Below are 17,402 nucleotides of genomic sequence, written 5' to 3' on the forward strand. Positions count from 1 at the left end.
CAGCCATGCAACCCATCCCCTTTCTGCTGATGCTGGCACTCGCCGTCGTCCAGGCTGCGGCCCAGGCCGCGCCAGACGGCAAGAGCGTCGCAGACAGCTATTTCTCGGGCAAGGACCTGGTACTGACCAGGCAGGAAAAAGATGCGATCGCCATCGCGCAGCGCTGGCGCACCGGCAGCGGCACCGGCATGCAGCCCGTCCCGGGGGAAGACGGCGCAATCCGCTTCCTGTTTGGTGCACAGCAGCCCGGCATCGTGTGCGCCGTGCTGCAGGTATGCGATATCGAGCTGCAGGCGGGTGAACAGGTCAATTCCATCCACCTCGGCGACACGGCGCGCTGGACTGTCGAACCGGCCATCACGGGCAGCGGCCCCGCCGAAGTCCAGCACCTCATCATCAAGCCGCTCGACGTGGGGCTGGAAACCTCGCTGATCGTCACCACCAGCAGGCGTACCTACCACTTCCGCCTGCGCTCCCACCGCAGCGAGTTCATGCCGCGCATCGCCTTCACCTATGCCGAAGACGCAGCCGCCAAGTGGGACGCCATCAAGACCCGCGATAGCAGGGAAAAGCAGGAACGCACCATCGCGCAGACCGGCGAGTACCTGGGCGACCTCAGTTTCGCCTATGCCGTGACGGGCTCCGCCCCCTGGAAGCCCGTTCGCGTGTACAACAACGGCAGCAAGACCATCATCCAGATGCCGCAGGCGATGGCGCAGACGGAAGCGCCCACCCTGCTGGTGGTGCGCAGGGACGGCGGCCTGTTCAGCGAAGATGAAACGGCCATGGTGAACTACCGTCTGCAGGGCGACCGCTACATCGTCGACACGGTCTTCGACAAGGCCATCCTGATAGCCGGCGCCGGCCGCACGCAGGACAAGATCACCATCACGCGGGAGAAATAGCATGCGCGCCCTGATGCTTGCACGCCTGATTTTTACACACCTCCTGCTGGCCTGCCTTGCGGGCTGCGCCGCAAACCGCATGGCTGACGCGCCCGCCTACGGCAACCAGCTGGCCGCGCCGGTGCCAGCGCAGGAAAACGGCATCGCCGCCGACGCCGCCGCGCGGCTCATCGCCAGCTATCCGCCAGCGCGCACGCGCTTTGCGCTGCAGCATGCGGCGCAGGACGGCTTCGGCAGGGAACTGCTGGAGCGGCTGCGGTCGCAAGGCTACGCCATCGGGGAATTCAGCAGCCAGACGCCGCCCGCCGTACCGCCGCTGCCACCGGCGGCCGGCGACACCGCGCTGCGCTACGTACTGGACATGGCTACCGAGCCGGACCTGGTCCGCCTGACCCTGTATGCGGGAAGCGAGTCGCTGACGCGCGCCTACCTGCTGCAAGGCGGCGCGGCCCGCCCGGCAAGCGCATGGATTCGCAGGGAGGCTGCGCAATGAGCGGCGATGAAGATATGTCGCCGGACGCTTCGCCCGGCAGCGTCCGCAGGAAATCCGGCGTGCGCAGGGTCAACAACCTGCCCGTCTACCTGGTTGGCGGCGCCATGGGCATCTTCCTGCTGGTGATGGCCCTGGTAGCCTGGGACCGCTCGGCGCAGCAAAACCGCCCGGCGGACCAGCTGGAAGCCAAGGCAGGCAGCACCAGCATGTTCGCCAGCGAGATCGCGGGCAGCGAAAAGGACGGTTTCGTCGCGCCAGCAAAGGCAGCGGCCCCGCCAATGCCAGAGATCCCCCCGCCCGGCGCCATCATCGTGGCGCGCCCCGATGAACTCGAAGCTCCGCCGCGGCCGCCCGGCGGCGCGCTGCCGCTGGAAGAGCAGCGCGGCATGGAAGAACGCGAACGCAGCCGCATGGACAAGCTGCGCCAGCTCGACGAAGCGGTCCGCTCGCGCACCACGGTGCAAGCCGCTGCACCGCGCAGCGCCGGTTCCGCGCCTGTTGGCATCCCGCTCAGCAGAGAGGAAGCCCTGACGCAAATGGCGGCCCTGCAGCAGCAGGCCGATGCGCAGGGTCGCGACAACCCTACCGCCGCCTACCTGGCCCGGCTGCAGCAGCTGCAGGCGGCAAGCCTGGGCGACACCGTGTCCCGCACCGTGCCGTCTGTCGAACCACCGGCGGGCAGCAGGGACTACCGCCAGTTCGACGTACAGGGCCAAGGCGACCGCTGGCGTCTCGACTCCCGTGCGGAAGCGCCCCGCTCGCCATACGAGCTGCGCGCCGGCTTCATCGTCCCGGCCGTGCTCATTTCCGGCGTCAATTCCGACCTGCCGGGCCAGATCGTCGCCCAGGTCAGCCAGGACGTGTTCGACACCGCAACAGGAAAATGGCGGCTGATCCCGCAGGGTTCGCGCTTGCTGGGCCAGTACTCCAGCGACATTGCCTACGGCCAGTCGCGCGTGCTGGTCGCGTGGCAGCGCATCGTCTTCCCCGATGGCAAGGCCATGGACATCGGCAGCATGCCCGGCGCGGACAGCGCTGGCTATGCGGGCTTCCGCGACCAGGTCAACAACCACTACTTCCGCCTGTTTTCCTCGGCCTTCCTGATGTCAGGCATCACGGCGGGCATCGCCATGAGCCAGCCGCAGACACTGAGCCTGGGCACGCGCCAGAGCGCCAGCAGCGCCATGAGCGAGGCGCTGGGGCAGCAGCTTGGGCAGGTGACGGCCCAGCTGATCGCCCGGAACATGAACATCGCACCGACGCTGGAAATCCGGCCCGGCTACCGCTTCAACGTGATCGTCACCAAGGACCTGACCTTTTCCCGCCCCTACAAGGCATTCGACTACTGACGGCAAGGAGCAGCAATCATGGACAAATCTTTAGCGGCTAAAATCATGGCGGGCATGGCGCTCTGCATTCCGATTGCCGTGCAGCCGGCACGCGCGGGGCTGCCGGTCATCGATGCCAGCAACCTGTCGCAGAACAGTGTGAGCGCCCTGGAAAACGTGGCGCATACGCTCAAGCAGATCCAGCAGTACCGCACGCAGCTGCAGCAGTACCAGAACATGCTGCAAAATACTGCCGCGCCGCCCGCCTTCATCTGGGACCAGGCCAGCCAGACGATGAACCTGCTGCGGCGCGAAATCGATACCCTCGGCTACTACAAGAGCAGCTTGGGCAGCATTGACGCCTATCTGCGCAAGTACCGCAGCGCCAGCGACTATCGCGGATCACCTTGCTTCTCGGTGCGCGGCTGCACGCAGGCGGAGTGGAATGCGATGAGCGACGCCCAGCGCCTCGGTTCGGATGCGCAGAAGCGCTCGACCGATGCCCTCTTCCGGGGACTGGACCGCCAGCAGGACGCCATGGAGGCCGACGCGCGCCAGTTGATGAAGCTGCAGGCGGCGGCGCAAGGCGCCAGCGGCCAGATGCAGGCCATCGGCTACGCCAATCAGCTGGCAAGCCAGCAAGCCACGCAGCTGCTGCAGATACGCGGCCTGCTGATTTCCCAGCAAAACGTCATCGCCACGCGCTACCAGAGCTTGGCCGACCGCGAGGCAATGCAGCGCGCCTCGGACGAGGTTGTGCTGAGCAACACCTATCGTCCCAGCCCCGTGCGCGGCTGGTAGGGAGGCAGCAATGCGCCACTCAATCATACTCTTCGCCTTACTAGTCCAGCTGGGGGCCTGCACGCCTGGCGATCCGGCGGACTCCCTGCCGCCCGTGACGGCAGAGAACTGCGAGCCGGAGGCCATCGCGAAGATCAAGGACCGGACGGCACGCAGCCAGTTCACGGACCTGTGCGTGCGGCGCAATACCTTCCGTCCAAGTCCCAAGCGTGAATGGTGAGGCAATCTGATGAAAGCCAATCCTCTGGCACCCAGCCCATTCATTAAGGTGGCGTTTTGTGCCGCGCTTCTCCTGTGTTTGGCATTGCTGCCCTACACGGCTTGGGCGGAGATCAACAACACAGGTGTGCTGGACAACGTCCTTGCTCGCTACTCTGCCATCGCAGCAACATGGGCGGCGACGATCACCACACATGCCACGCGCCTGTTCTGGACCCTGGCGACAATCAGCATGGTATGGACGTTTGGCATGATGGCCTTGCGAAAATCCGATATCGGTGAGTTCTTTGCCGAGTTCGTGCGCTTCACCATTTTTACCGGGTTCTACTGGTGGCTGCTGCGCAATGGTCCAAGTTTTGCCACGTCCATCATCGACTCGATGCGCGCGATAGGCGCTGGAGCCGCTGGTACCGGTACGGGCCTATCCCCGTCGGGGATCGTTGACATCGGATTCGGGCTCTTCGCCAATGTCCTCGAAAAATCCTCGCTCTGGTCCCCCTTGAGCAGCGCCGTTGGCGTAACAATCAGCCTGATCACGCTCATTTCCCTTGCCCTGATCGGCGTGAACATGCTACTGCTCCTGATCAGCGGGTGGATACTGGCCTATGCAGGTATCTTCTTTCTCGGCTTTGGCGGTTCGCGCTGGACATCGGACATGGCCATCAACTACTACAAAACCGTGCTGAGCATTGGCGCCCAGCTCTTTACGATGGTACTACTTGTCGGCATAGGGAAGTCATTCATCGACCAGTTTTATAACAATATGAGTTCTGCCTACAAGATGAATGAACTGGCAGTCGTCATGGTTGTCGCCATCGTTCTGCTCGCCCTGGTCAACAAAGTCCCGTCGCTGGTGGGCGGCCTGGCAATGGGCGGTGGCACCGGTGCTCTTGGCAGCGGCCTCGGTGCAGGAACGGCACTGGGTGCAGCCGCCATGGCCGCGACGGCCGCAGCAACCGCCGGTGCCGCGGCTGTCGCAGGTACTGCGAACATCGCCGGCGGAGTTCAGGCACTGATGGCGGCCGTCTCCAAGGCAAATGCTGCAGAAAGCGCAGGAAGCGGCACCCGCGACTTCATGGCCTCGGCCGTAGGAGGCGGCAGAGGAACCGGACCCGATCCAGGCAGCGGCAGCGGCGCGCTCGCTGCAGCCATGGGCGACACTGCGCAGGCGGCAAGCAGCAGCGCGGACGCTGGAAGTGGTAGCGCAGAAACACAGCCTACTGGCAGCGCACCACAGCAATCGCAGCCTCCCGCCTCACCCGCCAATCAGCAAAGTGCAAACGGACCAGCCAACGCTGGCAGCGAAGGCAAAACGGGCCAACGTGCAGAAAAAACGGCGCCCGGAATGGGTAGCCCAGCCGCCGCAGCGGCACTGGCGGCGAAAACGGGCAGGATTGCGGCAGGTGCTGCGGGCAATCTGGTGCAGGGAAGCTGGGATGTTGGCAAGGCAAAGGTCAGGCAAGGCCTTGCTGCGGCCGGTGACCGCGTCGGCAAAACCATCGGCGGCCAGATTGCTGCCGCTATCAAGTCCCGAGATCAGGATGGAGCGCCAGATACCGGGGCATCGGCGACGGAAGACGGCAGTCTCTCTGCAGGAGACAGCACTTCCGCAGATCCGACTGCGGAGGTGGCGGCATTCCGCGACCGCAAGCCAGAATAGCTCTCTACGCGCATACTGAACAAAGGAGAAACAGCATGCTCGATCTCCCTCCCTTGCAGCAGGAGCGCATCGTGTGCTCGATCACGGCCGCCATCAAATACCAGGTGCCCGCCAATATTTTGCTGGCAATCGCCGAGAAAGAAGGCGGCATGCCCGGGATGGTCAACATCAATAAAAATGGTACCTATGACATCGGGCCGATGCAGTTCAATTCCGCCTATTTACATGAGCTACGGAAATATGGAATCGTCCCAGCCCATGTCGCGGTTAAAGGTTGCTATCCGTATGACCTAGCCGCTTGGCGGTTGAGACGACACTTGTTGTACGACACTGGAAATTTGTGGACCAGAGCGGCCAACTACCATTCGAGAACAGCCCAATACAACTTACTGTATCGAGCTGATCTGATCAAAAAAGGAATTAAATGGGCAAATTGGCTAGAATGCAATACTCCTTTCGTAGCGCTTGCTATTCCCAAGTGAACACTATTAATTCAAGCGAATCAACGCTCTACAAATCCTTCACTGGGACTGGTTTCCCTAGCGATTTGATCATTTCAACGTCAGCGGAAGAAAGATCAAACCACTCACCTTCAAGCTGCTTCGCATGATATTGCCGATGCAGGTTGCGCTCCGCCAATGAGTAATCCTCAAACCATGCGTAGTGCTCAACCGTTATAGGGAACGGTAATTTCACTTCGAAAAGCCGGGCCCTCTTCTTCACGTTCACACTCTTGCCAATCTTTACGCCGTAGGGTGAGCGTACGAGATATACGTACCCTCCGGTCGGACTGTCCAAAGGGCGAGGTTGCGCTGTACCGTACAGGCTAGTTCGAGAACCAGATATACTTAGGTCCTGAAAGTGCTCCGCAAATGTTGATACTAGCATGTAGCGCTCGGCCACCGCGGGGGCGAATCCAAAAAATGGCGTAGCCTGCGTCCAGAAGCGTCGACCCGAAGAATTTGGCCGATAGTGCAGATCAGCCGGGACCCATTGAACTACAGCACCTTTTGGCCCCACGCGTAAAATTACTCCAAGGCGCGTCACAACCCCAAACAGGTTGCTCTGATCCCACGACGCCACTACCACACCGTAGCAGGGTTTAAGGACTGTGACGAAATCCACCGGCCCTGTGATCAAATTTTCCTCATCGTTGGAGTCTTCTACTAGCGCGGCTGGGGAAATACGAAAAAATTTTATAATGTGTATTGCATTTTCATCGATCATGTTTTGATCTCTCGCATATCCCTTTTTCGATGCCAACTTGCTACGAACTCCACGGTGCGATATTTTTCTAAGTCACTTGGCCAACCGCATTCGTTCACATTTTTCAAATTCTGCGTTATGTAACTTTAGAAATTCGGCCCGCGCTTTGGTAGGTTTGACTCGAAGATCGCCTATGGCGCCAAGTCGGTCCCACTGTTGCTGCGTCAGTGTCCGTGAGCATTCCAGTTCGCCATTTTGGCGAAAAGTAATCATATACCGGTCAAACAGCGAATCGATATTTGCAGACAGCAGCAACCCATTCATCGGGTTCAGGCGCTGTTCGGAGGTAGAACTCCGCCATGGAACAATGTGCGAAGCCCTCAGCGCTTCCGGAACATCGATTCCCGTTACCGCGCAACTAGTTGAAAATTCGTCGTCGAGCATTTTTCGGAATGTACCTTGTCCTAAACGGATCTTTATCTGTGCGAGACGATCAGTCTCAGAAATAGCAACATCGGCCAGGATAGTATTTAGATCTTCCACAATCTGCTCCGCAGAACTGCTTGCCGCCGAGAAGGATTCCTCATTAATGCGCCGTTTCCAGTCGCGTAAAAGGTGAAGAGCAGTCTCCGTATCTTCTATCCATAAATACCGACCTTCTTTCTTTTGATCTTCTATACGTAAACGATTCGGATTGCAACCATGATATCTTGAAAATTCATTGAGATCGAAGTCTGCAGGTACTTTCGCGTGTGCCTTTAAATTCTCATCCGGAAATCTATATTCGCAACAAAACGGCCGAACTTTTCTGGCCCAGAGTCTTGGATTTGTCGACGCGACATAAGCTCCTCGATAAGTGATTCTAAATGTCTTATGCTGACCTAGACGTGGCGACATTTCGGAAAGTGAGACCGTAAAGCCCTCTTCTTGTAAAGCGTCTATAAAATCCTGCAGAAAGACATTGATCGGCACGCCGGTGTAAGTTGTTTGGTTGAACATGGAAAATTGAATTTAACAAAGCGATAGAGTAGGTATGCACACATGGCGGTGATCAGCTCGCCATTATAAGAAATCGAGAAAATTATGAAAGTTATGCCGACAACAAAAGACATGCTTATGGAGATCACACTGAGCACTTCCAGGCTAGCGTTAATTTATTACCACATTCTCTATATTGTTTTCTGTAGTTCAAAAAAACCTACGTTGCTTGAAGTCGATACTATTATTTAGGCGAACCGCAAATGTGCGCCGGTCCGACAGCGTGTTCATCCCATCAACCTCGCCCGCAAGTGGAAATAAAGGAGGAATTCGCTTAGACTGTAGCAATAACACCTGTGCCGGTGCGACGTTGGGTAAGCTTATAACGGAGGCCTCCGTACGTGAGAAAATTGGCACGTCGAGATCAGCGCTTTTGTAAGTCGCAGTGCGCATCGCACTCCGTTGAACATGCTCCAACGAAATATGCATAGCACCTTTCGAAACCCGCGACAAAATTGGCATTGAACATGTACGGTAGTTTCAGCGGCCATTATAGGCAATATAGGTAGGTACGGCAGATTCATCCATAAATGATCCATCAAAATTCAAGCATTAGCGCGGAGCTAACCAATTTAACTTGGTGAAGATGATTCCGTGCCATACACGCACCTAAATAACGCCACGATGCGCATCAGCTGCGCGCCATTAACAGCCGCGAACTTTGGCATATATTTTCATCGATGGCCATAAATACATAATAAATTCGGCGTATATTTCATAAAATTATCCATAGTTAAATGCAATATTAACTATATTTATTTACCATAAGAATACGCTTAATCGCGACCACCTGCAAGATATCTGTGCATGCCATGGTAGTGGTCGCCCGACTCATGCAGCTTTTTGGCTTACTCCTTCTATGCTGGCAGCCAAATCCACAACGCTGTCTCGTTCAGGCTTGAGGGTCACTGGGCGTGCGTTTGTCCAGTTGCGAGTTCTCGGACCAGCGCGCCGGGTTGTGCTGCTGCACGGCCAAGTAAACGGCGTGCCTCGCTTTCAGAATCACATGATCCTCACCGGCGTAACGCTGTGCGGAGCTAACGTACTGCATGAATCGCCACCATTATCGCAGCCCCCCATTTAGTATCGGAACCATCAAAAAAAAAGCGATGCGCTCCGTACAAAATAGGCGCAAGGCCCCTCCCTTCCATCAAAAACAGCTAGAAGGAACCAGGCATAGTCACCATCCGGCTTGCAGGGCTGCCATGCAGACAATGCCTCGGTAATATCGCCAGCCAGGAACTTCCTGTAACTATCCACCGCCAGTGCGTCATCTTCCATCCACACCCGCATCACCTCCAAGCGGTGCGCTCGCAACCAGTTGTCCCATGATTCTAGATCGTCATCGTCAAAGAAGGGCAGATCTGGATGGCTGCGGGCGCCGCCTGCATGCAAGAGCAGCGGCGCGGCCTTAATCGGCAAAACATTCATTTTCTGATCTCCGTTCCATCGTTTCCTGTTCCTGTTTCCTGCTACCGTCAGCATGGGCTGCAAACCGCATGCTGTCACTGCGGTCCGGATCTGACCAGCCGGCGCTGCAGCGGTTCCCGCACAAGAGACAAGGCATTCTGATTGGCATTCGCCAGCATGCTTTCAATTTCGGACTGCACGGCCGGACGCACCTGCCGGTCCAGCCCTTCCATGCCCAGCCGGCTCTTGCTGGCCAGGTCATTGAAGTCGGTGTATCCCTTCGGATCGGCCGCCTGCTCGCCCGGGGCAAAGATGGGCAGCAGCACGCGGCCGCCAGTCAGGCGGGCAGCTTCCTGCGCCTTGGCCTTGCCGGGGTTGATACCCTGCGTTGCTTCCAGGTGCTGGTCGTTGTCCCCGGCGATGATCACCGGCTTGCCCGGGAAACGGCCGTGCAGCGCCTTCGCCACCAGTGGCAGGTTGCCGGAGTCAAAAGCGGCCACCGTGGCGAAGCCGACTGACTTTGACAGGCTGGCCGCGGTTGCGTAGCCTTCGGCGATGAGCAGTACAGGCGCCCGGGCCAGCGCCTCGAGGCCGCCGACGGCGTGGAAGCAGCCCGTCTTGCGGCTGTCGCGTGCGAAGCGCTTGCTGCCATCCTCGCCGATGTACTGCATGCTCCATTGCTTGCCATCGGCGTCGGTCGCGGGAATGTAGCTGGTCTTGCCTGCCTTGTCGGTGAAAATGCCCGGGGTAGGCTGCAGCCCCTTCGACACCAGGTACGGCGTCGGTTCCGCCATCGGCAGCAGGCTGGCCATCTGCCGCACGACGCGGCTCGCCGCCTCCTCCTGCAGCTGCGCCTGGGCGGCCTGCCGTTCCTGCAGCCTGGTAGCCGCTTCGGCCTGCAGCCGGGCCTTCTGTTCCGGGTCGAGCGCATAGCCCTTGTACTTCCAGTCCATCGCCTCGCCCGTCTTGTTGTTCTTGATATGGCCTGCCGGATGGCCATCGAGGTGAGCGACATAGAAGCCGGAACCGGAATGCTCGCTGTGCTTTTCGCCTTCCACGGTGATGCGGTGCTTCTGTCCATCCACCACGGGGTGCTCGCCGCTCACCACGCAGCGCAGGCTGCGCAGCGCGTCGGCAAACTCCTCCTGCGCCGTCATGGCGGGCCCCTGCTGGGGACCTGCCTTGCCGGGCATCCAGCGTGCCAGCCGCGCCATGTTCGCCTTCGCTCCCGCATACCAGGATTTCGCCACCTTGTCCCATGCCGCGCCCGCCGCCTTGGCAAGCTTGCGTTCACCGTATGGCACGGCCAGGTACTGGCGCGGCTGGCGCGGTGTGGCTGGCGCGCCGTCACGCGGCTCCTGTCCGCCAGCCCCCTCGGCTGCGGGTTGCCGGTACCACTTCCCGAACACGGCGGGATCGGCCCCAGGCGGCACCATCCACGATTGCGCCGCCCTGTCCCAGCGCGCACCCAGGGCCTTGGCTTCGTCCTTTTCCCTGAACGGCACGGCAAGCAGCACACTTGCGCTAGCTGCGGCCTGGCCGCTGTCCTGTTCAAGCTGCGCCACCCGGCGCTGCAGGTCCGCGCTGCCGGTGACGGAGGCCAGTTCCGCGCTTTTGCGCGCTTCGCGGGCCGCAACCAGGTCTTCCGCAGCGCTGGCAGGATCGCGCCGCACGTGTTCTTCGTGAAGGCGGGCCAGCTTCACGGCCTTCTCGCGTTCATCCGTTTCGGAGTGCGCGTCGATCAGCGCCAGCCTGCCCGCCAGCTGCGCCGCTTCGCGCTGGGTACCGCGATCGGCCAGCCACTGGTGGCGGCCATCGCCCTGCTGCGCGTAGACGCTCCAGAATTCCGGCCTGAGGCCAAGCTGCTCGGCCGATGCTTCCTGCTGCTCCCCATCCACCTCGCCAGTGGCCATGCCCTGCACCATCACGCGGCCGTTCCAGTCGTGCGGCAAGGCAAAGCCCAGATGTCGCATGGCGGCTGCGTCCAGAACGGCACCGGCCTCGCTGCCGCCACCGCGCAATACCTGCAGCCGCGCCAGGGCCACCTCGCTGTCGCCCGCATTTTCCATATCGACCTTCACGATAGCCTCCCCTTCCTCCTGTTCCGCGCGCTTCTCCACCTTGGCGGCGTCGAACCCCTGCCAGTGTTGTTCCTGGGCCGCTGCCACGGCCTGCTCCACTTCCGGCGATGCAAAGCGCTCGCATGCGAAATCGCCGTCCGGCCCCCACACGACGCCAGCGAGTTCCCGCCCGTCCGGCGCCTCCATGCTGCGGTTGGCGGCCTGCGACTTCCCCACGTAGCAGCGTGCCGCTTCGTCCAGCGTGGCGAAGGACTGCGAAAACAGATCCTTGCCACCCACCCGTTCGCGGACTATGAAGGGCGCGGCATCTGCTGCAACAGGCACCTGCTGCGGCGACGCAGCCTGCCCCAGCATTTGCACCTGTTCCAGTCCCAGCACGTAGGCCTGGATCTTCTCGGCCCCGGACGCGGCGCGGAAAATCTCCAGCGGATCGGACTGCAGCGCGCGTATCCATGATCCGACATAGGCCGCGTGCTGGCCGGGATCGTGGCCGATGCCCAGCTCGTCGCCCAGCAGCATGCTGGCGATTTCCGCGCGCAGCTCTTCTCGTGCATATTCCTCGCTGCCGAACGGATGGCCAAGGTCGCGGCCCAGCCGGCTGGCATGCCCGGTCCAGTGCCCCAGTTCATGCAGCGCCGTCGCATAGTAATTGTCCGCCGTGGGGAACTGCTCCCTGCCCGGCAGGTGGATGGTGTCGGTGGACGGCCGGTAGAACGCGCTGTCGCGGCCCTCGCGACCGCCATGCTCGATGCTGGCGCCTGATGCCTGCAGTATCCGCTCCGCCCGCTCGGCCGGCGCCCAGGCAGCAGCTGGCCGTGGTGCCAGCGGCGCCAGGCCGTCGATCTGCGACGCATTGAACACCGTGGAAAAAAACATCTGCGGCCGCTCCAGCCTGACAGACTGCCGCGCCTGGCGGCCGTCGCTGCCCAGCACCGGCTTGCCGTCGGCATCCGTCTGGCCCTGCTCCTCGCTGAATTTCCAGTACTGGATGGGCGTGCCCTTCTCTCCCTGGCGCACCTGCGCACCGGCGGAAGCAGCCTGCTTGTAGGTCATCCAGCGCTGGTCCGCATGGCCTTCGCTCATCAGGTGCAAGGCATTGATGCCCTTGTAGCGCTTGCCCGTGGTGGGATTAAATGGCAGGAATGCTCCCGGCTCGCCAGGCTGCCACGGCTTCTGCCAGGGGGCCGTGCCTTCCCTGAGCTGCGCCACCAGCTTCTCGGCAATCGTTTCAATCAGTGACTTGGGCAGGTCGTTCATGGTTCGTGCTCCCTGTCAGGGACAGCGGCGCGCTGGCATCGGCCAGGTCGATGACGCCTGCCGCCGCATCGTGTTCATCCACGGCATCCTCGGCAAAGGAGCCGGCCTGTTCGGCTTCATCCGGCGCAAACTCGGCCCGGCTGCCAGGTATGGCGGCGTCGCCCAGCTTTTCGCGCAGGACGGCTGCCATGACCTGTTCTTCAGCCATCGCGCCACCGGTCTGCCTGTCTCGTGCATTCTTCATCGGTTTCCTCCTCTTTTACGCGGTTGAAAATCGGACGTGCTACCAGGTCAGCACCGGGACGATCACCGTGCGGACCTGCATGCGCTGGACGGGGCCAAAGTAGCGCGCGTCGAAAGACCGGGGATTGGCGTCCGCCATCAGCAGCAACTGGAATTCGCTGAGGATGTATTGGTCAGCCTGGAAGCGCGCCATGGGACGGCCATTGCCGTCGGCGGCCAGCGGCGCGCTGTGCGCAAGCAGGCGTCCGTTGACGCGCACGCCGTCCGGCGCCACGCTGACCGCGTCATTGCCCGCGCCAAGCACTTTCTTCATCATGTAGCCATAGCCGCCGGGACAGAAACCCGCGCTGATGTAGCCGCGCCGGCGTGCCTCCTCGAACACCCCCAGCTGGGGCGGACAGAACACCACGTAGCGCCCGGGCGCCACCGGGGCTGAACTGGTCCAGTACAAGCCGCGCGGAATGCTATGGCTGCTGTTGATGCGCGCGCCAGCCAGGTGGGCTGCCACGCCCAGCACCAGCAGCGCGGCGCCCAGCGAGGCGCTCCAGGCGCCGAGTTTCACGCAGGTCCGGTTCATAGCCGTATGCCCTCCCCGTTCGCAGGCCGGTGCGCGTGATGCAGCTTGTCGCTTTTCGTGGGCGCGGGGATGGCGGCACGCGCCTGGAAGACCGCATCCTGGAAGTACAGCGGCTGGCGGCCGTAGATCGCCGGATAGCCTGCTACATAGACGACCATGTCGCCCGCCTTCTCGATGTCGCCGCTGGCCGACTTGACGGGACCGGGCATGCGCAGGCACTCGTCCGGCGTGAGCAGCGGGCGCTGCGTCTCCTGGATGGTGCGCGACACCTGGGCCAGCAAGGCGCTGGTGCGGCGCCCGCTCGTCGTGACCTGTTCCTTCGCCACCGTGGTCTGGCCCGTCAGCTTGGACAGGTGCTCAGCCGTCTCCAGCCGGTTCGGCGGATAGGCATTCTGGATATGGCAGCTCGAAGTGATGCTTTCATCGGGACCATAGCCCGTTTCGCGGCTCTTGAGCTGGTTGATGTCCTGGCAGATCAGGTAGCACTTGATGCCGTAGCCGGCCAGGAAGCCCAAGGACTCCTGCATGATGTCCAGCTTGCCCAGGCTGGGAAACTCGTCGAGCATCATCAGGAGGCGGTGCCGGTAGCGCGCCACGGGACGCCCGTTCTCGAAGCTGACGCGGTCAGCCAGCTGGCGCACGATCATGTTGACCAGCACGCGCACCAGCGGGCGCAGGCGCGCCTTGTCCGTCGGCTGCGTGACGATGTACAGGCTCACCGGGCTGTCGTGGTGCATCAGGTCACGGATGCGGAATTCCGAGCGGCTCACGTTGCGCGCGACGATAGGGTCGCGGTACAGCGACAGGTAGGACTTGGCCGTCGACAGCACGGAACCGGCTTCCTCCTCGGGCCGGTCGAGCATGTCGCGCGCGGCCGAACCCACCACCGGATGATTGCGTCCGTCTGCATGGCTGTAGGTGATCATTTCCATCCACAGCTCGCCGATGCCGCGGTTCGGGTCCGCCATCATGGCGTCGACCACCGACAAGGTGGCCGTCGATCCTTCGGCGCGCGCCTTGTACAGCGCATGCAGGATCACGCCGACGATCAGCGCCTGGCTGGTCTTTTGCCAGTGCGTCTCCAGCCCCTTGCCGTCCGGGTCGACGATCAGGGTGGCGAGATTCTGCACGTCGCCCACCTCGTGCTCCGTATCCAGGCGGATCTCGTCGAGCGCATTCCAGCACACGCTGCCCTTGGCGGCGGCCGGCTCGAAGTACAGCACCTTGTTCCCTGCATGCTTCTGGCGCCAGCCCGAGGTCAGCGCCCACAGCTCGCTTTTCAGGTCGGTGACGACGGCGCTGTGCGGCCAAGCGAGCAGGGTCGGCACCACCAGGCCGACACCCTTGCCGGAGCGGGTCGGCGCGTACGTCAGCACGTGCTCCGGCCCGTCGTGGCGCAGGTAGTGCTGCCTGCCCGCCCGGTCCAGCCAGGCCCCCACGTACACGCCGGCGCTGGCCGGCTGCGCCCTTCCGGCCAGCAGCTGCCACAGCGAGCGTGTCGCAGGCAGCAGGCCGGCGGCCCGGATGTCCGTGATGTTCGCCCAGCGCGCCGAGCCGTGCAGGTACTCGCTGGCGCGGGCCGAATTCACCGAGATCATCCGGGCTACCAGCAGCCCGATCAGGCCGACGCCCGCGACGCTGATACCCACGCTGCCCGCCTGCATCAGCGCATCCGGATACTGGCCGCGCCATCTGGCAGCCCAGCCGACGATGGCCCATGGCGGATACACCTGGCTGGCATGCCAGCCCAGTGCGCTCTGGTAGTGGAAGGCGTGGGCAAAGAACTGGGTAGCCGCCTGGAAACCGCCAACGAGGGTGAGCGCGGCCAGCGCCGGGATGGCCTTGCGGGCGCCCCGCCGCGCGCTGCGCACTTGGGGGCCGACGGCATTGTTGAACCTGTCTTTCATCTGGTCCGTCCTTTCGTCTTGATGACGCCGTCAAGCGTCACGGTGACGGCATCACCAGGGGCCAGCTGGCGCAAGCGCCTTGCTGCGGCGCCGCTCACCGGCAGGACCATCGTTGCAGCGCCCCGCTCCAGCAGCGCCAGCACCTGGCCGCCCGCCTCGCGCAGCCCGGCAAAGACAACCGGCCCCTTGACACCATCATATCGTTCAAATTTCGGTATATCGGACAATCGCGGCCTTGTTTGTTCCTGCTCAAGGAGGAAGGCATCCACTGCCGCCGAGCCGGTATCCCGCCTGTCCGCTACGCCTCCCCGCCCAGGAACATGCCGTCGCATGCGCTGATCTGCTGCGGCTCCTTGCTGCTCCATGTGACCAGGTACATCACGCGGCAATAGCACTTCAGTTCCACTGCCGATGCGAACCATACCGAGTTGGGACAGCTTTCGCAGACGGTTCCTGGCTGCGGGCGGCGGATGGCCTCCAACGCCGCCAGGGTCGGGCTGGGAGTGGGAGCCGCGCCGGGGTCCGGCGCGGGGCTCGCCGGACGTGGTGGCGGCGCACGCTCCAGCGACTCCAGCGCCTGCTCCAGCAGCGCGTCGCGCTGCGCCTTCACCGGGCTGTCCGCCCCGGCGCGGTTGCCTTGCCTGTTCATCCTGCTTCTCCTTCGTGCCCACGGCACGCAACAGGTCCCGCCGGCGCCGCTCCAGCACGGCGTCGTCGAACGTGACCGCCAGGTGCGCGGCAGCCGCCGCCTGGATGACCTGGTCCTGGAACGCGGCGCTGCCATCGACATGCAGGCAGCGGCCATAGCGCGATACCGCCATGTCCAGCGCCAGCAGCAGGCCCGCCTGCGTGGCGCCGCGCGTGATTTTCAGCTTATGCCCGTCGTCGCGGATCGTGGTCGCGCCAGCGCAATAGATGAGCGTGCCATGCTTGGTGACGCTGTCCTGCCGCAAACCATTCGGCGCTTGCGCCCCGCCTGCCTCACTTGCCAGCTCGCTGCCGGCCAGCGTGTTGCCTGCCAGGCCCTGCTTGCCGCCGCGTGCGCGCAGGGCGGCCAGCGCCTGCGCGTCGCCAGCCCCGGCACGGGTGCGCAGCCAGTCCGCCCAGGCAAGGCGGCCGTGCTGGCTGCGGATGGCGCGGCGCTCGGCAAGGTAGCCGCTATTGATGCGTTCGATGTCCGCCATGAGCGTCTTCGCGGCTGCCGCATGCAGGATGCGTTTGGCAAACGGGCCGCAGGCAAGCATGCGGATGGCCGACCGCTTGAGCCTGCCCCGGCGCTTCGCCTCGGCAATCAGGCGCTGGTGCTGTGCGCGCGCGCCCGCCAGGGCGCCAGCGCGCACCTGGACGGCGTCCTGCTGCTGCTCCTGGTAAAGCGCATACAGTGCGGCCGTCGCCACGCGCAGGCGCAGCGGCTGGCGAATTTGGCTCGCTTGGCTAACATGGCAGCCGCCTGTCCCGGCCGCCCCGGGAGTGAATGGACCCAGCCGCGCTTCCAGGCGCGCCCTCGAACAGTCACGGTGCACGGAGCTGGCCTTCACGGCCGTGCCGTCTTCGGCCAGGATCACCAGGCCATTGCCGCGTTCGCGCAGCGCCAGCCCGTGCGACAGCAGCACGCCATGCAGTTCCTGCCACGAGGCCGCTTCCCGCATCTGCGCATGGCATGCGCGGCGCACCAGTCCCAGCAGGCTCTCGGTGCCGGCGTGGCGCTCCATGTCCATGGCGCGGCTGGCGGCGCCCGTTTGCCGTGCCTGGTGGTTGTCGCGCTGCAAACCGAACTCGTCCTCCAGCGCCGCGCACAGCTGGCCCAGCGTGGCATGGTCGCGGTAAGGCTGGTGGATCGTGTAGCGGCTGGGATGGATCTTGTTGATGGCGATATGCACGTGCAGGTTGTCCGTATCGTGGTGCACGACGCTGATGCGCTGGTGCGCCCCATAGCCCAGCCCGTGGCAGATGCGCGCTTCCACAGCCTGCAGCACGGCCGGGGGCGGTTCCTCGCCGGCCGGAAAGCTGAGGATCAGGTGATAGGTCTTGTCCGACAGCGCGCGCTGGTTCTGCGCCTGCGTGTTGAGGATCTCGGTGACGGCCACTGCGGGCTGGTCCGACTGGCAATTCGTGACCGTCACGCTGCCGACGCGTTCCCGCTTGGCCTGCGCATCGGCCAGGTAGGCCAGCAGGCTGGCAAAGCCGCTTTTCCGCGCGACCTTCATGGGAACATGCTTGGCGATCATGCTGCTCTCCCCCTGCTGGGCTGCGACTGCCGTTGACCGGTCGGTGCAG

Annotated in this window: 15 protein-coding genes; 7 read left to right on the forward strand and 8 right to left on the reverse strand. The window is 62.7% G+C overall.

All coding sequences use genetic code 11. From position 1 onward, the window contains the following. The first annotated feature begins 5 nt into the window (after positions 1-5). From trbG to O0881_RS04390, 7 genes are all read left to right on the forward strand, one after another. Entirely contained in the window at positions 6-905 is a 900-nt protein-coding gene (gene trbG / locus O0881_RS04365) for a P-type conjugative transfer protein TrbG (RefSeq protein ID WP_289910325.1), read from the forward strand. 79 nt (positions 906-984) lie between these two features. Further along, on the forward strand, positions 985-1,398 hold the full coding sequence (locus tag O0881_RS04370) for a conjugal transfer protein TrbH (protein ID WP_289910326.1): 414 nt from the start codon (positions 985-987) through the stop codon (positions 1,396-1,398). Next, positions 1,395-2,747, forward strand: a complete 1,353-nt coding sequence (locus O0881_RS04375) for a TrbI/VirB10 family protein (protein WP_289910327.1) — start codon at positions 1,395-1,397, stop codon at positions 2,745-2,747. Before O0881_RS04370 ends, O0881_RS04375 begins: the two co-directional genes overlap by 4 nt. 18 nt (positions 2,748-2,765) lie before the next feature. Continuing rightward, positions 2,766-3,527: a P-type conjugative transfer protein TrbJ gene (trbJ, locus tag O0881_RS04380; RefSeq protein ID WP_289910328.1), complete on the forward strand. Its 762-nt coding sequence runs from the start codon at positions 2,766-2,768 to the stop codon at positions 3,525-3,527. Positions 3,528-3,537: 10 nt separating this feature from the next. Then, positions 3,538-3,747 (forward strand): entry exclusion lipoprotein TrbK, encoded by a 210-nt coding sequence (gene trbK, locus O0881_RS29220; RefSeq protein ID WP_354670206.1) that lies wholly within the window; start codon positions 3,538-3,540, stop codon positions 3,745-3,747. A 9-nt stretch (positions 3,748-3,756) separates the two neighbouring features. After that, a complete protein-coding gene (trbL, locus tag O0881_RS04385; RefSeq protein WP_289910329.1) occupies positions 3,757-5,406 on the forward strand; it encodes a P-type conjugative transfer protein TrbL in 1,650 nt (549 codons plus the stop codon). Between the two features lie 35 nt (positions 5,407-5,441). Beyond that, complete coding sequence (locus tag O0881_RS04390; protein WP_289910330.1) at positions 5,442-5,888, forward strand: conjugal transfer protein TrbN; 447 nt, start codon at positions 5,442-5,444, stop codon at positions 5,886-5,888. A gap of 28 nt (positions 5,889-5,916) precedes the next feature. On the opposite strand, the gene O0881_RS04395 is transcribed toward O0881_RS04390, so the two are convergent. The 8 genes from O0881_RS04395 to traI all read right to left on the reverse strand — a co-directional run bounded on the left by O0881_RS04395 (position 5,917) and on the right by traI (position 17,353). Beyond that, positions 5,917-6,633 (reverse strand): GIY-YIG nuclease family protein, encoded by a 717-nt coding sequence (locus O0881_RS04395; RefSeq protein WP_289910331.1) that lies wholly within the window; start codon positions 6,631-6,633, stop codon positions 5,917-5,919. Positions 6,634-6,705: 72 nt separating this feature from the next. After that, positions 6,706-7,611, reverse strand: coding sequence for an HNH endonuclease (locus tag O0881_RS04400; RefSeq protein WP_289910332.1), 906 nt, complete (start codon positions 7,609-7,611; stop codon positions 6,706-6,708). A 1,134-nt stretch (positions 7,612-8,745) separates the two neighbouring features. Further along, positions 8,746-9,081, reverse strand: coding sequence for a hypothetical protein (locus tag O0881_RS04405; RefSeq protein ID WP_289910333.1), 336 nt, complete (start codon positions 9,079-9,081; stop codon positions 8,746-8,748). Between the two features lie 74 nt (positions 9,082-9,155). Then, the gene (locus tag O0881_RS04410; protein ID WP_289910334.1) at positions 9,156-12,398 is read right to left on the reverse strand and encodes a zincin-like metallopeptidase domain-containing protein; all 3,243 of its coding nucleotides are present in this window, start codon (positions 12,396-12,398) and stop codon (positions 9,156-9,158) included. Next, entirely contained in the window at positions 12,370-12,642 is a 273-nt protein-coding gene (locus O0881_RS04415) for a hypothetical protein (protein ID WP_289910335.1), read from the reverse strand. The genes O0881_RS04410 and O0881_RS04415 overlap by 29 nt, the downstream gene beginning before the upstream one ends. A 39-nt stretch (positions 12,643-12,681) precedes the next feature. Beyond that, positions 12,682-13,218, reverse strand: coding sequence for a conjugative transfer signal peptidase TraF (gene traF / locus O0881_RS04420; RefSeq protein WP_289910336.1), 537 nt, complete (start codon positions 13,216-13,218; stop codon positions 12,682-12,684). Continuing rightward, positions 13,215-15,125, reverse strand: a complete 1,911-nt coding sequence (locus O0881_RS04425) for a type IV secretory system conjugative DNA transfer family protein (RefSeq protein ID WP_289910337.1) — start codon at positions 15,123-15,125, stop codon at positions 13,215-13,217. The genes traF and O0881_RS04425 overlap by 4 nt, the downstream gene beginning before the upstream one ends. Next, a complete protein-coding gene (traI, locus tag O0881_RS04430) occupies positions 15,122-17,353 on the reverse strand; it encodes a TraI/MobA(P) family conjugative relaxase (RefSeq protein WP_289910338.1) in 2,232 nt (743 codons plus the stop codon). Before traI ends, O0881_RS04425 begins: the two co-directional genes overlap by 4 nt. Positions 17,354-17,402 lie beyond the last annotated feature (49 nt).

The sequence above is a fragment of the Janthinobacterium sp. SUN100 genome, from assembly GCF_030397705.1.
Taxonomy (GTDB): domain Bacteria; phylum Pseudomonadota; class Gammaproteobacteria; order Burkholderiales; family Burkholderiaceae_D; genus Janthinobacterium; species Janthinobacterium kumbetense.